At 55.3% G+C, this 18,884-nt stretch carries 16 protein-coding genes and 1 riboswitch; of the genes, 11 read left to right on the top strand and 5 right to left on the bottom strand.

Annotation, left to right across the window (positions count from 1 at the left end):
• Positions 1–32: 32 nt before the first annotated feature.
• Entirely contained in the window at positions 33–2,684 is a 2,652-nt protein-coding gene (gene ppc, locus ABIB18_RS20250; RefSeq protein ID WP_046289526.1) for a phosphoenolpyruvate carboxylase, read from the bottom strand.
• A 355-nt stretch (positions 2,685–3,039) separates the two neighbouring features.
• Positions 3,040–4,188 (bottom strand): acetylornithine deacetylase, encoded by a 1,149-nt coding sequence (gene argE / locus ABIB18_RS20245; RefSeq protein ID WP_031377643.1) that lies wholly within the window; start codon positions 4,186–4,188, stop codon positions 3,040–3,042.
• Positions 4,189–4,355: 167 nt separating this feature from the next.
• On the opposite strand from argE, the gene argC reads away from it, so the two are divergent.
• The 6 genes from argC (at position 4,356) to ABIB18_RS20215 (ending at position 9,864) form a co-directional block, all read left to right on the top strand.
• Positions 4,356–5,360: an N-acetyl-gamma-glutamyl-phosphate reductase gene (gene argC, locus ABIB18_RS20240; RefSeq protein ID WP_031377642.1), complete on the top strand. Its 1,005-nt coding sequence runs from the start codon at positions 4,356–4,358 to the stop codon at positions 5,358–5,360.
• Positions 5,361–5,374: 14 nt separating this feature from the next.
• Positions 5,375–6,151 (top strand): acetylglutamate kinase, encoded by a 777-nt coding sequence (gene argB, locus ABIB18_RS20235; RefSeq protein ID WP_031377641.1) that lies wholly within the window; start codon positions 5,375–5,377, stop codon positions 6,149–6,151.
• 24 nt (positions 6,152–6,175) lie between these two features.
• Positions 6,176–7,393, top strand: coding sequence for an argininosuccinate synthase (locus ABIB18_RS20230; protein ID WP_354475447.1), 1,218 nt, complete (start codon positions 6,176–6,178; stop codon positions 7,391–7,393).
• A gap of 90 nt (positions 7,394–7,483) precedes the next feature.
• Complete coding sequence (gene argH, locus ABIB18_RS20225; RefSeq protein WP_354475445.1) at positions 7,484–8,857, top strand: argininosuccinate lyase; 1,374 nt, start codon at positions 7,484–7,486, stop codon at positions 8,855–8,857.
• A 303-nt stretch (positions 8,858–9,160) separates the two neighbouring features.
• Positions 9,161–9,418, top strand: a complete 258-nt coding sequence (locus ABIB18_RS20220) for a hypothetical protein (protein ID WP_354475443.1) — start codon at positions 9,161–9,163, stop codon at positions 9,416–9,418.
• 116 nt (positions 9,419–9,534) lie between these two features.
• Complete coding sequence (locus ABIB18_RS20215) at positions 9,535–9,864, top strand: hypothetical protein (RefSeq protein WP_069729887.1); 330 nt, start codon at positions 9,535–9,537, stop codon at positions 9,862–9,864.
• Between the two features lie 140 nt (positions 9,865–10,004).
• Here the strand turns inward: ABIB18_RS20215 and ABIB18_RS20210 are convergent, their stop codons facing one another.
• Positions 10,005–10,739: a glutathione peroxidase gene (locus ABIB18_RS20210; RefSeq protein WP_354475441.1), complete on the bottom strand. Its 735-nt coding sequence runs from the start codon at positions 10,737–10,739 to the stop codon at positions 10,005–10,007.
• Positions 10,740–10,864: 125 nt separating this feature from the next.
• Here ABIB18_RS20210 and oxyR point away from each other — a divergent pair, with 125 nt between their 5' ends.
• Complete coding sequence (gene oxyR / locus ABIB18_RS20205) at positions 10,865–11,782, top strand: DNA-binding transcriptional regulator OxyR (RefSeq protein ID WP_031377635.1); 918 nt, start codon at positions 10,865–10,867, stop codon at positions 11,780–11,782.
• Here oxyR and sthA read toward each other — a convergent pair.
• Complete coding sequence (gene sthA, locus ABIB18_RS20200) at positions 11,765–13,165, bottom strand: Si-specific NAD(P)(+) transhydrogenase (RefSeq protein WP_031377634.1); 1,401 nt, start codon at positions 13,163–13,165, stop codon at positions 11,765–11,767. The two genes, oxyR and sthA, sit on opposite strands and share 18 nt — an antisense overlap.
• 192 nt (positions 13,166–13,357) lie before the next feature.
• Between sthA and fabR the strand changes: the two genes are divergently transcribed.
• A complete protein-coding gene (gene fabR, locus ABIB18_RS20195) occupies positions 13,358–14,005 on the top strand; it encodes an HTH-type transcriptional repressor FabR (RefSeq protein WP_354475439.1) in 648 nt (215 codons plus the stop codon).
• A 14-nt stretch (positions 14,006–14,019) separates the two neighbouring features.
• Entirely contained in the window at positions 14,020–14,373 is a 354-nt protein-coding gene (locus ABIB18_RS20190; protein WP_354475437.1) for a YijD family membrane protein, read from the top strand.
• A 45-nt stretch (positions 14,374–14,418) separates the two neighbouring features.
• Here the strand turns inward: ABIB18_RS20190 and trmA are convergent, their stop codons facing one another.
• Entirely contained in the window at positions 14,419–15,522 is a 1,104-nt protein-coding gene (gene trmA, locus ABIB18_RS20185; protein WP_031377632.1) for a tRNA (uridine(54)-C5)-methyltransferase TrmA, read from the bottom strand.
• A 110-nt stretch (positions 15,523–15,632) separates the two neighbouring features.
• Positions 15,633–15,815, top strand: a riboswitch (cobalamin riboswitch).
• A 69-nt stretch (positions 15,816–15,884) separates the two neighbouring features.
• Between trmA and btuB the strand changes: the two genes are divergently transcribed.
• Both btuB and murI read left to right on the top strand, forming a co-directional pair.
• The gene (gene btuB, locus ABIB18_RS20180) at positions 15,885–17,765 is read left to right on the top strand and encodes a TonB-dependent vitamin B12 receptor BtuB (protein ID WP_031377631.1); all 1,881 of its coding nucleotides are present in this window, start codon (positions 15,885–15,887) and stop codon (positions 17,763–17,765) included.
• Complete coding sequence (gene murI, locus ABIB18_RS20175) at positions 17,710–18,561, top strand: glutamate racemase (protein ID WP_354475434.1); 852 nt, start codon at positions 17,710–17,712, stop codon at positions 18,559–18,561. Before btuB ends, murI begins: the two co-directional genes overlap by 56 nt.
• The last annotated feature ends 323 nt before the right edge of the window (positions 18,562–18,884 follow it).

Raw genomic sequence — 18,884 nt, 5'->3', positions numbered from 1 at the left:
GTAGCAGGCGCGAATACCGCGCCTGCACCGGCTTAACCGGTATTACGCATGCCGGCTGCCACACCCGCAATGGTCACCATTAATGCCTGCTCTACGCGTGCATCCGGCTCATCACCACGGGCTTCCTGAGCACGTGAACGATGCAGCAGTTCCGCCTGCAGCACGTTAAGAGGATCGGTATAGACGTTACGCAGCGCAATCGACTCAGCAATCCACGGCTGATCGGCCATCAGGTGAGAGTCGTTAGCAATGGTCAGTACCGCTTTGATATCCGCATCCAGCTGGTCGCGCAGCTGTTTGCCCAGCGGCCAGAGTGATTTTTCGACCAGCCGCTGATCGTAATATTCCGCCAGCCACAGGTCGGCTTTCGAGAACACCATCTCCAGCATGCCGAGGCGAGTGGAAAAGAACGGCCAGTCGCGGCACATCGCTTCCAGCTGATCCTGATGGCCCGCCGCCATCGCCTGTTGCAGCGCCGCACCGGCACCCAGCCAGGCAGGGAGCATCAGACGGTTTTGCGTCCAGGCGAAAATCCATGGAATCGCACGCAGCGACTCTACGCCGCCGGTCGGACGACGCTTGGCCGGACGTGAGCCCAGCGGCAGTTTACCCAGCTCCTGCTCCGGTGTCGCTGAACGGAAGTAAGGCACAAAATCTTCGTTTTCACGCACATAGCCACGATACATCGCACAGGAGTCGGCAGAGAGCTGATCCATGATGTCGCGCCATTCGCGTTTTGGCTCCGGCGGCGGCATCAGGTTCGCTTCGAGAATCGCGCCGGTGTAGAGCGACAGGCTGGCGATGGTGACTTCCGGTAAACCATATTTGAAGCGGATCATCTCGCCCTGTTCGGTGACGCGCAGGCCGCCACGCAGGCTGCCCGGTGGCTGTGACAGCAGAGCCGCATGTGCCGGTGCGCCGCCACGGCCGATGGTGCCGCCGCGTCCGTGGAACAGCGTCAGCGAAATCCCGGCCTTTTCACAGGTTTTGATCAGCGCATCCTGCGCCTGATACTGCGCCCAGCTGGCTGCCATGACGCCGGCATCTTTCGCTGAGTCAGAATAGCCAATCATCACCATCTGTTTGCCCTGAATAAAGCCGCGATACCAGTCAATGCTCAGCAGCTGGCTCATCACGTCGTTGGCATTATTCAGGTCATCGAGCGTTTCAAACAGCGGTGCCACCGGCATGGCATAGTTGATGCCCGCTTCTTTCAGTAACAGGTGGACCGCCAGCACGTCAGACGGCGTTTTCGCCATTGAGATAACGTAAGCGGCGATCGAGCCCTGTGGGGCTTCAGCCGCAACGCGGCAGGTTTCCAGCACTTCGCGCGTCTCATCGCTGGGTTCCCAGCTGCGCGGCAGTAGCGGACGTTTTGAATTCAATTCGCGGATCAGGAAGGCCTGTTTGTCCGCTTCGGACCAGCTTTCATAATCGCCGAGGCCGAGATAGCGGGTCACTTCCGCAATGGCTTCGGTATGACGGGTGCTCTCCTGGCGCAGGTCGATACGTACCAGCGGCACGCCAAAGCACTTCACGCGGCGCAGCGTATCCAGCAGCTGGCCGTTGGCGATGATGCCCATGCCGCACTGCTGCAGTGACTGATAAATGGCATACAGCGGATCCCACAATTGGTCGTTGGAGACCAGCAGGTCCGCCGGACGCGGCAGACGTTCGCCTTTCAGTCGACGTTCAAGGAATGCCTGCGTGGTCATCAGCTGACTGCGCAGACGTTTCAGGATCATCCGGTAAGGTTCCAGCGCGTCCGGATCGCCGCTCAGTTCGCGCACTTCTTCGCTGCACTCCGACATCGACAGCTCAGAGATCAGCACGCCAATGTCACGCAGGAACAGATCGGCCGCTTTCCAGCGACTCAGTTGCATCGCGTGGCGGGTAATGGCGGCTGTGACGTTAGGGTTGCCGTCACGATCGCCGCCCATCCATGAGGTGAACTGCACCGGCACGAAATCGACCGGCAGTTTAATCCCGAAGGCTTCTTCGACCTGCTCGTTCAGCTCGCGCAGAAAAGCCGGAACGCCTTCCCATAAGCTGTTCTCGACCACGGCGAAGCCCCATTTGGCTTCATCAATCGGGGTCGGACGATATTTGCGGATCTCGTCGGTATGCCAGGCCTGCGCCACCAGCTGGCGCAGACGGCGCATAATCTGGTTACGTTCGTAATCGGAAATGTCACTGTGATCGAGTTGCTTGAGGCAACTGTTGACCTCCACCAGCTTGTGAATCAGCGTGCGGCGGGTGATTTCGGTCGGGTGCGCAGTCAGCACCAGCTCCAGCGACAGCGACTCAATCGCCTCACGGATCGCGGTTTCGCTGATGTCTTTCTGCTGTTTCAGGGTTTCGAAGGTCTTTTTCAGCAGTTCAGGATGGTTTGCGCCTTCACCGCTGTGCGAGATGGTCTGGTACTGCTCAGCCACGTTGGTGAGGTTCAGAAACTGGCTAAACGCGCGGGCCACCGGCAGTAACTCGTCATTGGAGAGGTTTTGCAGCGTATTAAGCAGTTCCTTACGATGAGTGTCATTACCTGCACGGGATGACTTGGAGAGCTTACGGATGGTTTCCACCCGGTCGAGGATGTTCTCGCCCAGCGCATCCTTAATCGTATCCCCGAGCAGTTTGCCGAGCATACTGACATTACTTCGCATTGCGGAATATTGTTCGTTCATTGGACCCTGACACCCTTATCGTCTTGAAAAACTTCTACACCCGACCCTTTTCAGGCAGCAGAAAAAGCAGCAACTTTATCTTCCCGGTAATGTACGGGGAATTTGCTCAGTTGCCGCCTGTCTGCAATCTGAAAATATCTGGATAGTTACCCGGTGGGCATAACAACGTCTTTTATCTAGCCACGTAAACCTGTCCACGTCAAATGCGTTAAAGTGGGGCGAACGTGCGGCTAACTAACCGAAATTCATGGAATTTATTTGGGACGGAGCGGGATAAGTTATTCTTATTGTTAAATCCCGCAGAATGACCGGGCATTTTACTGATATCACAGTGAAATGCCCCATTTGCTGTTAATCAGTGACAAAAATGCTGCACAACCTGACTGATAAGCGCCCGCGTCGGCTTAATAAATGCGGTATCAATAAATTCGTCTGGCTGGTGCGCCTGATTGATTGAGCCCGGACCCAGTACCAGCGTCGGGCAGAGCTGCTGAATAAAGGGTGCCTCGGTGCAGTAGTTCACCACTTCGGTTGGCGTACCGAGTAATTTCTCGACCACGCTGACCAGTTCATGGTTCGCCGGGCATTCGTAACCCGGAATCGGCGGATGCAGCTCTGCGACCGTCACACGGCCAGGCCAGCGCGCACTGACCGGGGCCAGCGCGTCGTTCAGCAGTCCATCCAGATCGCTGAGCGATAAGCCCGGCAACGGCCGGATATCCATATGCAGTTCACAGCAGGCGCAAATGCGGTTAGCCGCATCGCCACCGTGAATATGCCCGAAGTTCATCGTGGGATAGGGAATAGCGAAACCATCGTGGTGATAGCGCTCTTTTAGCGTATTGCGCAGTTGCATCAGATGGGTGATCGATTCATGCATCAGTTCAATGGCGTTGACGCCGCGCGCCGGATCGCTGGAGTGGCCCGACTTGCCTTCAATACGGATCACGTTCGACAGGTGCCCTTTGTGCGCGCGAACCGGCTTGAGTGAGGTCGGTTCGCCAATGATGGCGCAATCCGGACGCAGCTGGGTCGATTCAGAAAAGTATTTAGCGCCGGCCATGGTGGTCTCTTCATCGGCGGTGGCGAGGATGTAGAGTGGCTTGCTCAGCGTCGTGACATCCACATCCCGCAGCGTATCGAGAATAAAGGCGAAAAAGCCTTTCATATCTGCGGTGCCGAGGCCGTAGAGTTTGTTGTCGTGCTCGGTCAGGGTAAAGGGATCGCGGGTCCAGCGGCCATCGTCGAACGGCACGGTGTCAGTATGACCGGCTAACAGCAGCCCGCCTGCGCCGTCACCGGTCCGGGCCAGCATATTAAATTTATTGCGGGTGCCGGGCACCGGCTGAACTTCAACGCTGAAGCCGAGGTCGCGAAACCAGCCAGCCAGCAAATTGATTAAAGTTTCATTACTCTGGTCCAGTGCGGCATCGGTTGCGCTGATTGACGGTGTGGCGATCAACTGGCGGTAGAGTTCGATAAAAGGCGGTAATTTTGTCTTCACTGTTGACGGTCCTTGAGTTAGGATGTATCAATATTCATGCATTAATAGTGAATAAAAATACATTAACGTCGTCTGCATGTGAACCTTAAATCGCTGCAAACGACATTGTGGGCAACGGGGCAAGGCCGCGACCCGGAACGTGTGACTGTAAAAAGGGTTACAGCCTGATGTTGAATACGCTGATCGTGGGTGCCAGTGGTTACGCTGGCGTAGAGCTCGCCACCTTCCTGAATCGCCATCCAGATATCAACATAACCGCTTTAGCGGTTTCGGCGCAAAGTCCCGATGCGGGTAAGCGCTTGTCCGATCTGCATCCGCAGCTGAAAGGGGTAGTGGATCTGCCGCTACAGCCGTTGAGCCATGCGGCGGAATGGGCAGATAAAGTGGATGTGGTTTTTCTGGCGACGGCCCATGAAGTCAGCCACGATCTGGCTCCGGAATTTCTCAAGGCCGGTTGTGTGGTATTCGACCTGTCCGGTGCCTTCCGCGTCAATGATCCCGCGTTTTATACCCGCTTCTATGGCTTCACCCATCAGCATGGCGACTGGCTGGATAAAGCGGTCTATGGCCTGGCGGAATATCAGCATCAGCAGATTAAGCAGGCACAGCTGGTGGCCGTGCCGGGTTGTTACCCGACGGCGGCCCAGCTGGCGCTGAAACCGCTGGTGGAGGCGGGCCTGCTGAATACGGCACAGTGGCCGGTGATCAACGCCACCAGCGGCGTGAGCGGCGCAGGGCGTAAAGCCAGCGTCGGCACCAGCTTTTGCGAAGTCAGCCTGCAGCCTTACGGTCTGTTCAACCATCGTCATCACCCGGAAATCGTGGCGCATCTTGGTACGCCGGTGATTTTCACGCCGCATCTGGGCAACTTCCCGCGCGGTATTCTGGCGACGATAACCTGCCGGTTAAATCCGGGCGTGAGCCGCGAAGACGTGGCGGCAGTGTTCCAGCGCGCGTATCACGATAAGCCACTGGTCCGGCTCTACGAGCAGGGCGTTCCGGCACTGAAAGCGGTGGTGGGTCTGCCTTATTGCGACATCGGTTTTGAGGTACAGGATGAGCACCTGATTGTGGTGGCCGCCGAAGATAACCTGCTGAAAGGCGCCGCGTCGCAGGCAGTCCAGTGTCTGAATATCCGCTTCGGCTTCCCTGAAACCACCTCACTGACCTAACGGACGAGTAAACCATGACCAATCCATTGATTATCAAGCTGGGCGGTGTGCTGTTAGACAGCGAAGAAGCGCTGGCCCGTCTGTTTGATGCGCTGCTGACTTATCGCAGTGCCCATCAGCGTCCGCTGATTATTGTTCACGGTGGCGGTTGCCTGGTGGATGAGCTGATGAAAAAGCTGGCGCTGCCGGTGAAGAAAAAGAACGGCCTGCGCGTCACGCCGGCCGATCAGATCGACATTATTACCGGTGCGCTGGCGGGAACTGCCAACAAAACCCTGCTGGCGTGGGCCAAAAAAACCGGCATCAACGCGGTTGGCCTCTGCCTTGGCGATGCCGGAATGGTTAACGTTACCCCGTTTGATGAAGAACTGGGCCACGTGGGTCACGCCATGCCGGGTAACCCGGCGCTGATGAACACCCTGCTGGCCGCTGGTTATATGCCGGTCGTCAGTTCTATCGGCATCACTGACGACGGCGAACTGATGAACGTCAACGCCGACCAGGCTGCGACGGCGCTGGCATCGACCCTTGGCGCTGATTTAGTCTTGCTGTCAGACGTCAGCGGTATTCTCGACGGCAAAGGTCAGCGCATCGAAGAGATGACCGCCGACAAAGCTGAGCAGCTGATTACCCAGGGCATTATTACCGATGGCATGATTGTGAAGGTGCACGCTGCGCTGGATGCGGCGCGTACGCTGGGCCGCCCGGTGGATATCGCCAGCTGGCGTCACGCTGAGCGGTTGCCTGACCTGTTTAACGGCGTGCCGATTGGCACCCGGATTCTCGCTTAACGACTCTGATTCAAGGATTACGAAATGCAAACGCAAGGCATCAAAAAAATCGTTCTGGCTTACTCCGGTGGTCTTGATACTTCCGCCATCATTCCGTGGCTGAAAGAGAACTACGGCGGCTGTGAGGTGGTGGCGTTTGTGGCCGATATCGGTCAGGAGCGCAGCGATCTTGAAGGCGTAGAGAAGAAAGCGCTGCAGTCCGGTGCCTCTGAGTGTCACGTGGTTGATCTGCGTGAAGAGTTCATCAGCGATTACGTTTACCCGGTGCTGCAGACCGGCGCTCTGTATGAAGGCACCTATCTGCTGGGCACCTCGGTGGCGCGTCCTATCATCGCGAAAGCTCAGGTTGAGCTGGCGCTGAAAGTGGGCGCGGATGCACTCTGTCACGGTGCAACCGGTAAAGGTAACGATCAGGTGCGTTTCGAAACCACCTACACCGCGCTGGCCCCGCAGCTGAAAGTGGTCGCGCCATGGCGTGAATGGAACCTGCGGTCACGTGAAGCGCTGCTGGACTACCTGAAAGAGCGCAACATTCCGACCACCGCGTCGCTGGAAAAAATCTACAGCCGCGATGAAAACGCCTGGCACATCTCCACCGAAGGCGGCGTGCTGGAAAGCCCGGCTAATGCACCGAATAAAGATTGCTGGGTCTGGACCGTCGATCCTTTAGAAGCGCCGGATCAGCCGGAAGAAGTCACCGTGACCGTTGAAAAGGGTCGGGTAGTGGCAGTGAACGGCGAAAAACTGAGCCCGTTCCAGTGTCTGGAAAAACTCAACGTGATCGGTGCGAAACACGGTGTGGGCCGGATCGATATCGTTGAAAACCGTCTGGTCGGCATCAAGTCCCGTGGATGCTATGAAACCCCAGGCGGCACCATCATGGTTAACGCGCTGCGTGCGGTTGAGCAGCTGGTACTGGATCGCGATAGCTTCAAATGGCGTGAGCAGCTGGGTCAGGAGATGTCTTACGTGGTCTACGACGGCCGCTGGTTCGCACCGCTGCGTAAGTCAATTCAGGCCGCTGCGGAATCACTGGCTGAAGAAGTGAATGGCGAAGTGGTGTTGCAGCTCTACAAAGGTCAGGCCACGGCGACGCAGAAGCGTTCACCGAACAGCCTCTACTCCGAAGAGTTCGCAACCTTCGGCGAAGACGAAGTTTACGACCATCGTCATGCTGGCGGATTTATCCGTCTGTTCTCGCTCTCTTCGCGCATCCGCGCCCTGAACGAGCAGAAGAAGTAATTCTCAGGCGAGGTACGCCTCGCCTCACCGTTTGAGATCAGGGGCGGCATTTATGCCGCCCTTTGTTTAACGATTTGAAGGAGTTTTCCCATGGCACTTTGGGGTGGACGGTTTACCCAGGCAGCAGATCAACGTTTCAAACAGTTCAACGATTCGCTGCGCTTCGATTACCGCCTGGCGGAGCAGGACATCATGGGTTCTGTCGCCTGGTCCAAAGCGCTGGTGACGGTGAATGTCCTGACCCAGGATGAGCAGCAGCAGCTGGAAGCAGCATTGACTGCCTTGCTGGCGGAAGTGCGCGCCAATCCTGAGCAGATTTTGCAGAGCGATGCTGAAGATATCCATAGCTGGGTAGAAGGTCAGCTGATCGACAAAGTCGGTGCGCTGGGCAAAAAACTGCACACCGGCCGTAGCCGTAACGATCAGGTCGCTACCGATCTCAAGCTGTGGTGCAAAATGCAGGTCGACGCGCTGCTGAGCGCAACGCGTGAGCTGCAGCAGGCGCTGGTTGCGACCGCAGAAGCGAACCAGGATGCAGTGATGCCGGGTTACACCCATCTGCAGCGGGCGCAGCCGGTTACGTTTGCGCACTGGTGTCTGGCCTATGTCGAAATGCTGGCGCGTGATGAAAGCCGCCTGCAGGATACCCTGAAACGGCTGGATGTCAGCCCGCTGGGCTGCGGCGCGCTGGCGGGTACCGCCTACGAAATCGATCGTCAGCAACTGGCGGGCTGGTTAGGTTTCGCCTCGGCGACCCGCAACAGTCTGGATACGGTTTCTGACCGCGACCATGTGCTCGAGCTGCTCTCTGACGCCGCGATCGGCATGGTCCATCTGTCGCGCTTCGCCGAAGATATGATCTTCTTCAACACCGGTGAAGCGGGCTTTATCGAACTGTCCGACAAGGTGACCTCCGGCTCATCACTGATGCCACAGAAGAAAAATCCGGATGCGCTGGAGCTGATCCGGGGCAAATGCGGCCGGGTACAGGGCGCACTGACCGGCATGATGATGACGCTGAAAGGTTTGCCGCTGGCCTACAACAAGGATATGCAGGAAGACAAAGAGGGATTATTCGACGCGCTCGATACCTGGCTCGACTGCCTGCATATGTCGGTGCTGGTGCTGGATGGCCTGCAGGTGAAGCGTCCACGTTGTCAGGAAGCGGCCGAGCAGGGCTACGCCAACTCGACTGAACTGGCGGATTATCTGGTGGCCAAAGGGGTTCCGTTCCGTGAAGCGCACCACATTGTCGGAGAAGTGGTGGTAGAGGCGATCAAACAGGGCGTGGCGCTGGAAGCGCTGACACTGGCGCAGTTACAGCCGTTCAGTGCAGTCATTGAGGAGGATGTCTATCCGATTCTGGCGCTGCAATCCTGTCTGGATAAGCGTAATGCGCTGGGTGGCGTTTCACCGCAGCAGGTTGCTCATGCCCTCAGCGAGGCAAAGCAGCGCCTGGCATAAAAATACAGGCTGGCAAAGCGCTTGCTTTGCCAGCCTTGCAGCAGTCAATCCTCTCCCGTGCCTGATCACCATTCTTATCTTTTATCTGCAGTTTACCCCCACACTTATAACGCACCCCCGGCACAGTACTTAACTGAATGTCAGGAGAATGTGGTTTGCGTATAAACGCGCTCTTTTAACACTCGAAATAACATTTGCCCGTTTTATGGAGTTTTTACTATTTCTTAAGCTAAAAAATGAAGCTACTTTATCAACGCATCGAACAGGTGTTTATTTAATGTATTTTTTGAGCCAGGAGGGCTTATGCGTGAATTAACGATTGATGAGACGTTTGCTATTTCAGGTGCGACAACTACACCTAATGATATTGCGTTTTTTATTGGCGATCATCTGGCCAGCGCAATTCTCGGCGGCGTAGCCGCTGCTGTTGGCGGCGGTGTAATTGGCTTTCTGCACGGCGGTGATGCAATGGGAATCTTTGGGCTGGGATTCATTGGTCAGATAGCAGGCGCTATTGGCGGCGCAATAATTGGCGGAGTAGGTGGCGTTATTGCTGGCTAGCTGGTTTCGCTTTCTTACAGTCTTCCTCTGGCTAATCTGCTGGCGCAGACGATTATTTCCGGTGGAGTTAAATAATAATTACATTCATTTTTTTATAATTAAACAGGAAATAGTGTATGCGTGAATTAAATGCTTTTGAAGTCAGTTCCGTTTCCGGTGCTTATGGTGATAACTTTCTGGCCAATATTGCAGAAGGTGCAGTATGCGCCATTGGCGGCGCGGTCATAGGGGCCTGGACGTTAGCCATTTTAGGTGGCCGTGGTGCAAGCTCTTCGGATGTGATCGGTATCGGTGGTGGCCTGACTTCTCTGGTCGGCATGATCGGCGGGGCGATTGCCGGCGCAGTCGCAGGTGCTGTTTATGGCACTTATGTTGGCTATGAAGCGGGGCTGGTTATGGCGCAGGACCTGCTGACTGATATAATGAAGGGAATGCCTGGGGCCTGATATCTGCCGCCCGGGGATGTTCGCAAGGCAAAAAAAAGCGGGCATGTTACATGCCCGCCAACCTCTAGCTTCAGAATTACTACTTTTTTTATAGGCACATCATCAAAGGGCCAGCACTCCCGGCTGACACAGAGATAGGTTTACGCTGACAGCAGGAACTGCTCCAGGTCATCACTGCCGCCAATATGACGGCCACCGATAAATACCTGCGGCACCGTTGCCCGGCCAGAAACGGCACGCAGGCTGACGGTCGTGGCATCCTGTCCCAGCACGATCTCTTCGTACTGAATTCCGTGGTCCATCAGCAGCTGTTTTGCTTTGGTGCAGAACGGGCAGCCTGGCTTGGTAAAGACCGACACTGACTCCTGCACTTTAAATTCCGGCGCCAGATAACGCAGCATGGTATCGGCATCTGACACTTCAAACGGGTCGCCTGGCTTGTTCGGCTCAACAAACATTTTCTCAACTACGCCGTTACGCACCAGCATCGAGTAACGCCATGAGCGTGGGCCAAAGCCGAGATCGGCTTTCTCAACCAGCATCTCCATGCCGCGGGTGAACTCGCCGTTGCCATCAGGGATAAAGGTAATGTTTTCTGCCCGCTGTTCCGCTTTCCATGCATTCATCACAAAGGTGTCATTAACGGAGACACACAGAATGCTGTCCACGCCGTGCTGTGCAAAAACACCTGACAGCTCGTTGTAACGCGGCAGATGGCTGGATGAGCAGGTAGGAGTAAACGCGCCCGGCAGAGAAAAAACGATCACCGTATTGTTGTTAAACAGCTCATCGGTGGTTACATCGACCCAGCGATCGCCCTGGCGGGTGTGAAAAGTGACCTGCGGAACGGCTTTACCTTCCTGACTTGCAAACATTTTTTCTCCTTAATGGCGAACCGCTTATTTTGATGCGTGCATTATTCCCGCCCACCCTTGATAGGGCTAATCGTTCATTGCTATTCTATCTATCGCCACGGACTATCGTGGTCTGGAGGGTAATAATGAATATTCGTGATCTTGAATATCTGGTTTCGCTTGCTGAACACCGTCATTTCCGCCGCGCTGCGGATGCGTGTCATGTCAGCCAGCCCACGTTAAGCGGGCAGATCCGTAAGCTTGAAGATGAGCTGGGTGTGATGCTGCTGGAGCGTACCAGCCGTAAAGTGCTGTTCACTCAGGCCGGCTTGCTGCTGGTGGATCAGGCACGAACGGTGCTGCGTGAAGTGAAAGTGCTGAAAGAGATGGCCAGTCAGCAAGGGGAAGCGATGTCAGGCCCGCTGCATATCGGCCTTATTCCAACCACCGGTCCTTATCTGCTGCCACAAATTATTCCGATGCTGCACCAGACGTTTCCAAAACTGGAAATGTATCTGCATGAGGCGCAAACCCAGCAGTTGCTGGCACAACTCGACAGCGGCAAGCTGGACTGCGCAATTCTGGCGCTGGTCAAAGAGAGTGAAGCCTTTATCGAGGTGCCGCTGTTTGATGAGCCAATGAAGCTGGCGGTCTATGCCGATCATCCATGGCGCGATCGCGATCGGGTGCCGATGTCCGATCTGGCTGGCGAGAAACTGCTGATGCTGGAAGATGGCCACTGTCTGCGCGACCAGGCGATGGGCTTCTGCTTTGAGGCGGGCGCGGATGAAGATACCCATTTCCGGGCCACCAGTCTGGAAACGCTGCGTAATATGGTGGCGGCAGGCAGCGGCATTACGCTGCTTCCGGCGCTGGCGGTACCGCCAGAACGTATCCGCGATGGCGTGTGTTATCTGCCTTGCTACAAACCGGTTCCTCAGCGCACCATCGCGCTGGTCTACCGGCCGGGTTCACCTCTACGCAGCCGTTATGAACAGCTGGCAGAGGCAATTAAAACCCACATGCAACATCATTTCGACACGGCGTTAAAACAGGCGGTTTAAGCCGTTTAATGCCGCCACGCGATAGGCTTCGGCCATGGTAGGGTAGTTAAAGGTGGTATTCACGAAGTACTCAATCGTGTTGCCACCGTTCTTCTGCTCCATGATCGCCTGACCGATGTGGATAATTTCGGCCGCCCGCTCGCCAAAGCAGTGAATACCCAGAATCTCTTTGGTTTCGCGGTGGAACAGAATCTTCAGGCTGCCAACGTTCATACCCACAATCTGCGCCCGCGCCAGATGCTTAAACTGCGCACGACCCACCTCGTAAGGCACTTTCATCGCTGTCAGCTGCTGCTCGGTTTTACCCACGGAGCTGATTTCCGGAATGGTATAAATGCCGGTCGGGATATCTTCAATCAGGTGCGCGGAGGCTTCCCCTTTGACGATGGCCTGTGCGGCAATCCGGCCCTGATCATAAGCAGCCGACGCCAGGCTCGGATACCCAATCACATCACCGACCGCATAGATGTGCGGCTGTGCAGTCTGGTACATGCTATTCACTTTCAGCAGGCCACGGCCATCCGCTTCCAGTCCGACATTTTCCAGTGACAGCGAATCGGTGTTACCGGTACGGCCGTTGGCGTACAGCAGACAGTCAGCTTTGACCTTTTTGCCCGATTTCAGATGGATAATCACGCCATCTTCCACTCCTTCAATCTTCTCGAACTCTTCGTTGTGACGAATCACCACGCCGCTGTTCCAGAAGTGATAAGAGAGGGAGTCAGACATCTCCTGATCCAGGAACGCCAGCAGACGATCGCGGGTGTTGATCAGGTCAACCTTGACGTTCAGGCCGCGGAAAATCGACGCATACTCACAGCCAATCACCCCGGCACCATAAATGATTACGTGGCCCGGTTCGTGATGCAGGTTAAGGATTGAATCTGAGTCGTAGACACGCGGATGGGTAAAGTCGACGTCATCTGGATGATAAGGACGCGAACCACAAGCGATGACAAACTTCTCCGCAGTCAGCCGTTCACGCGTGCCGTCAGGTTGTTCAATCTCAATAGTGTTGGCGTCAACAAAACGGGCATCCCCCTGATAAAGCTCACAGCGGTTACGCTCATAAAAACCCTGACGCATCGCCGTTTGCTGGCTGATCACGTTTTCAGTGTGATTAAGAATGTCAGCGAAGGAGGAGCGGAGCAGTCGGGTGTGGTCGCTGTAGAGCGGATTCTGGTTGAATTCGATGATGCGACTGACGGCGTGGCGAAGTGCTTTAGAAGGAATGGTGCCCCAGTGCGTACAACCGCCGCCGATGTTGTGGTAGCGTTCGATCACTGCGATGCGCGCTCCCTGCTTCACCAGCCCCATCGCCGCACCTTCACCGCCGGGTCCTGAGCCAATCACAATGGCATCGTAATCGTAAGACTTTTGCATACCGATACGTCCTATTATTTATACATTTTTACAACGAGATTCTAACATCTCGCCGCGCACTTCTGAATTCTATCAGCGATTTTCATCACAGTTTGGCAAAGAGTGAGGTTCACAGGCGGTGACAAAGTTTGCTGCTCTGTACGCTGAAAATTTTGTTATAGTGCCCCCTCAACACCGCAAAAGGCTGAGAGAATGGGCGTCAGAGCGCAACAAAAAGAACGTACACGACGTACACTGATTGAAGCAGCTTTCAGTCAGCTCAGCGCCGAACGCAGTTTTGCCAGCCTGAGTTTGCGAGAGGTTGCCCGTGAAGCGGGCATCGCCCCGACCTCGTTTTATCGTCATTTTAAGGATGTTGATGAACTGGGTCTGACTATGGTGGATGAAAGCGGGCTGATGTTGCGACAGCTGATGCGCCAGGCGCGCCAGCGTATCGCCAAGGGCGGCAGCATCATCAAAACCTCGGTTTCCACCTTTATGGAATTCATCGGCAATAACCCCAATGCCTTTCGCCTGTTACTGCGTGAACGCTCCGGCACCTCTGCCGCTTTCCGTGCTGCGGTCGCGCGTGAAATTCAGCATTTTATCGCTGAACTGGCGGATTATCTTGAGGTCGAAAATCGCATGCCGCGCAGTTTTACCGAAGCGCAGGCCGAAGCGATGGTGACTATCGTCTTCAGCGCCGGGGCAGAAGCGCTGGATGTCGATGCCGAACAGCGCCGTAAGCTGGAAGATCGTCTGGTGCTGCAACTCCGCATGATCGCCAAAGGCGCCTATTACTGGTACCGCCGGGAACAAGAAAGACTGGCGGTCACCCTGGAAAAACCCGAAGAGCATTGAATAAGGATCAGGCCATGACCCACCCGAGTTCCCGCGATAAAGGCACATTGTTACTGGCTTTTATTACCGGTTTAGCGATTAACGGCTCGTTTTCCGTGCTGTTCAGCGCTTTTGTTCCGTTTTCGATTTTTCCGCTGATCGCGCTCGGCCTGGCTGCCTGGTGTCTGCATCAGCGTTATCTGAACACCAACATGCCTGACGGTATGCCGGGACTGGCGGCGGCGTTTTTCCTGCTGGGGATCCTGGTTTATAGCGCACTGGTGCGGGCAGAATATCCGGATATCGGCTCGAACTTCATTCCGACCATTTTGATGGTGGCGCTGCTGTTCTGGATTGCGACGCGCTTCAAGCGCAAACGCAATCAGTAAAGGCGAGAGATGAAACAACGGGAACCTCAGGGTTCCCGTTTTTTTTCAGGCTTTGCGCGTCAGAAGTACGCCGCATTCCATATGGTGGGTATAAGGGAACTGATCGAACAGCGCCAGCCGTGTCACCTCATGCGTCTGCGACAGCGTCTCTAAGTTGTCGCTCAGCGTTTGCGGATTGCAGGAGATATAAAGGATGCGCGGGTAACCCTGCACCATCTTCACCGTCTCGTCATCCAGTCCACTGCGCGGCGGATCGACAAAAATGGTTTCACATTCATAACTGGTCAGATCAATCCCTTCCAGTCGATTAAAACGGCGTACGCCGGTCATCGCCTGGGTGAACTCTTCGGCGGCCATACGGATGATCTGCACATTATCGATCTGATTAGCGGCGATGTTGTACTGCGCCGACGCTACCGACGGTTTGGCAATTTCAGTCGCCAGCACCCGGCGAAAATTACGCGCCAGCGCCAGTGAGAAGTTGCCGTTGCCGCAGTAAAGTTCCAGCAGGTCACCCTGCGAACCCTGAGTGACATCCAGCGCCCACTCCAGCATCTGAATATTCATCGCAGCGTTTGGCTGGGTAAAGCTGTTCTCAACCTGACGATAGATCATCTCACGTCCCGCCACCGGCAAACGTTCATCCACATAATCCCGATCGAGGCAGATTTTGGTTTTGGTGGCGCGGCCAATCAGCTGCACATCCAGGCCTTCGGCGCGCAGTTGATCGCGCAGTTCGCTGGCGGCCAGCTGCCACGCGTCATCCAGCTTACGGTGGTAGAGCAGCGAGATAACAATCTGATTGCTCAGAGTCGACAGATAGTCGATCTGAAACAGCTTATGGCGCAGCGTGCGATTGTCGCGGATCGCCGCGATCATTTTTGGCATCAGCTGGTTGATCAATTCACTGGCGGCAGGGAATTGATCGACGCGGATCCGCTCGCGGGTCTGCTGATCAAAAATGATGTGATAGATGTCATCGCCATCGTGCCACAGGCGGAATTCCGCACGCATGCGATAGTGGCTGACCGGTGAACGGAACACCTCCACCTCGGGCGCAGCAAACGGCGTCATCATCGTCTTTAAACGACTGACTTTTTCCGCCAGTTGCGCGTCATATTGTTCAATAGGGAGATGTTCGGGTGTCATGTTCCGTCCTGATTAATAGCTTACCAGCGGGCGATTGTAGGGATTCACTTGCTGATGTCCAGTCCCGCAGCGATAAGAAGTTTGGAAGTCTGGACTTCCGTATCGCCACTCCGTAGACTGCGTTCGCCGGCCTCAAGCCCGAGTTAATAGGGAATCCAGTGTGAATCTGGAGCTGACGCGCAGCGGTAAGGAATGTCGTGGTGAGTGCATTTGCAGACACTGTCCTGCGGGATGGGAAGTCATCACCACTTATGGTTCCCAGCCCGAAGACCTGCCGGTGTCCGTCGCTACTCGTACGATCATCGCGTGCTATTGATTGTATGCCTGCGGCATCCTGTTTTGTTTTTTGGATGCGATTAAAAATGACTAAAACGACCGCATCGCTGTTCGCCTTTAGTGCAACGGCGGTTTCTCTCTGGGCGCAAAATGGTTTTGCTCAGGGGAATGATGATACGCAAATAGTAACCGCCAATCGTTTCGCTCAGCCGGTATCCAGCGTGCTGGCCCCTGTCACGGTGGTGACGCGTGACGAGATTGACCGCTGGCAAGCCAAAAGCCTGACGGATGTGATGCGCCGCCTGCCCGGCGTCGATATCACCCAAAGCGGCGGTATGGGGCAGCAAAGCTCACTGTTTATCCGTGGCACCGAGTCCCGGCACGTCCTGATTCTGATCGATGGTATCCGGCTCAATCAGGCTGGCATTACCGGCTCATCCGACCTCAGCCAGATTCCTCTTTCGCTGGTGCAGCGTATTGAATATATCCGTGGCGCGCGTTCGGCGGTCTACGGTTCGGATGCGATTGGCGGCGTGGTCAATATCATCACGGGCCGTGCGCAACCGGGAACCACGCTGACGGCAGGCGTCGGGTCCAACGGTTATCAATCTTATGATGGCTCTACCCAGCAGAAACTGGGCGACGCGACCAGGCTGACCCTGGCCGGTAACTATACCTATACCAAAGGGTATGACGTGGTGGCTGGCTATCCCAACGCGTATGGTCCGGCACAGCATGACCGCGATGGGTTTATGAGCAAAACCCTGTACGGCAATCTGGAGCATCAGTTCAGTGATGAACTCAGTGGCTTTGTGCGTGGATACGGTTTTGATAACCGCACCGCCTACGACGGGTCAGATAGCTATGATGCCAGCTACAGCAACATTATTGGCCTGGCTGATACCCGACAGCTCTATAGCCAGACCTGGGACACGGGGTTGCGCTTCAATCATGATGTCTATTCGTCCCAGCTTATCGCCAGCTATGGCCGTACCAAAGACATCAATTACGATCCGCGCAACGGACGCTACGGGGCGGCGTCGACTTTCGACGACGTGACCCAATACAATCTGCAATGGGGCAACAGCGTGCAGATTGGGCAGGGCACGATCAGCGCCGGTGTTGACTGGCAGAAAGAGACGACGGAACCGGGCACCAACTATCTGGCAGACAGTTATGAACAGCGTAACACCGGCCTCTATCTGACCGGCCAGCAGCAGTTTGGCAGCGTGACGCTTGAAGGCGCGGTGCGCGGTGACGATAACAACCAGTTTGGCTGGCATAATACCTGGCAGACGGCGGCTTCCTGGGAATTTATCTCCGGGTATCGCGCTTTTGCCTCTTACGGTACCGCGTTTAAGGCACCGAACCTCTCTCAGGTCTACAGTCCTTTTTATGGTAACCGCGATCTCGATCCTGAAAAAAGCAAGCAGTGGGAAGGTGGATTTGAAGGTCTGACCGGGCCGCTTAACTGGCGGGTCTCCGGCTATCGTAATGACATCGATAACCTGATTGATAGCGACCCGTCGACCTATCGCTACTACAACATTAAGCAGGCGCGTATTAAAGGTGTGGAAGCGACCGCTTCATTTGATACCGGGCCGCTGGCGCACCAGCTCTCTTACGATTATGTCGATGCTCGTGATGGCAGCACTAATCAGCCGCTCATCCGTCGTGCTAAACAGCAGGTGAAGTATCAACTCGACTGGACGCTGTATGATTTTGACTGGTCAGTGACTTATCACTATCTGGGCGACCGTTATGATACCGACTTCAACAGTTCGCCCAGCCGTCGGGTGAAGCTGGGCGGGGTTAGCCTGTGGGATCTGGCCGTCTCATATCCGCTCACTTCACAACTCACGGTTCGTGGTAGAATTGCCAACCTGTTCGATAAAGATTACGAGACAGTGTATGGCTATCAAACCCCAGGACGAGAGTATTACCTCAGCGGCAGCTACAGCTTCTGATTTGCGACCCACCGTGCTGGTATTCGACTCCGGCGTCGGTGGGCTTTCCGTCTATGATGAGGTCCGGCAACTGCTGCCGGATCTTCACTATTTTTATGCCTTTGACAACGCCGGCTTTCCTTATGGAGAGAAAAGCGAAACCTTTATTGTCGAGCGCGTGGTGGCGATTGTTGATGCCATTACCCAGCGCTACCCGCTCTCTTTAGTCATCATCGCCTGTAATACGGCCAGCACCGTCTCACTGCCTGCTTTGCGTGAGCGCTTTGCTTTTCCGGTAGTCGGCGTAGTGCCGGCGATCAAACCGGCGGCGCGTATGACGCGCAATGGCGTGGTGGGCCTGCTGGCAACGCGTGCTACGGTGCGTCGTCCTTATACTCACGAGCTGGTGGCGCAGTTTGCTGGCGCCTGCAATATCGAAATGCTGGGCTCGGCGGAGCTGGTGGAGCTGGCTGAAGCCAAGTTACATGGCGAAGAGGTTTCGCTGGAAGCCGTTCGCCGGATTGTTCAGCCGTGGCTGCGAATGGCGGAGCCGCCGGATACCGTGGTATTAGGCTGTACCCACTTTCCTTTATTGCGTGAAGAGTTGCAGCAGGTATTACCGGAAGGCACCCGTCTGATTGATTCAGGTGCAGCGATAGCGCGCCGTACGGTCTGGCTGCTGGAACACGAGGCGCCTGAAGTACGTTCTTCGCAACAGAATGTGGCTTTTTGTACCGAACTGGATGGCGAAGCTGTTCAGTTATCACCCGTTTTACAGCGTTATGGCTTCCCGTTGCTGGAAAAACTGGCGGTTTGACGGCTTTTAGTTGAAAAAATCAGCACTCAGAATTTTATTTGAAATTAGCACTTGTCAGCCTCCGGAAACTCCCTATAATGCGCCTCCACTGACACGGCACAACGGCTTACGAAGCGCTGGGTTAAGTAGGTTCGAAATCATACGAACCAGTGAGTTAAGCAGAAATAAACGCTTGACTGACAATGCGGAAAGCGTATTATACGCAGCCCGCGCCACACGAAGTATGTGGCACTGCTCTTTAACAATTTATCAGACAATCTGTGTGGGCACTCGCAGGATTGATATCAGCGTCTCCGGACGTAAAAAATATCAAGTCTCACGAG

This window comes from Pantoea sp. UYEF8 (assembly GCF_040546285.1).
Taxonomy (GTDB): domain Bacteria; phylum Pseudomonadota; class Gammaproteobacteria; order Enterobacterales; family Enterobacteriaceae; genus Pantoea; species Pantoea brenneri.
The sequence above is the reverse complement of the archived record's forward strand: the minus strand, read 5'-3'. Positions and strand labels throughout refer to the sequence as shown.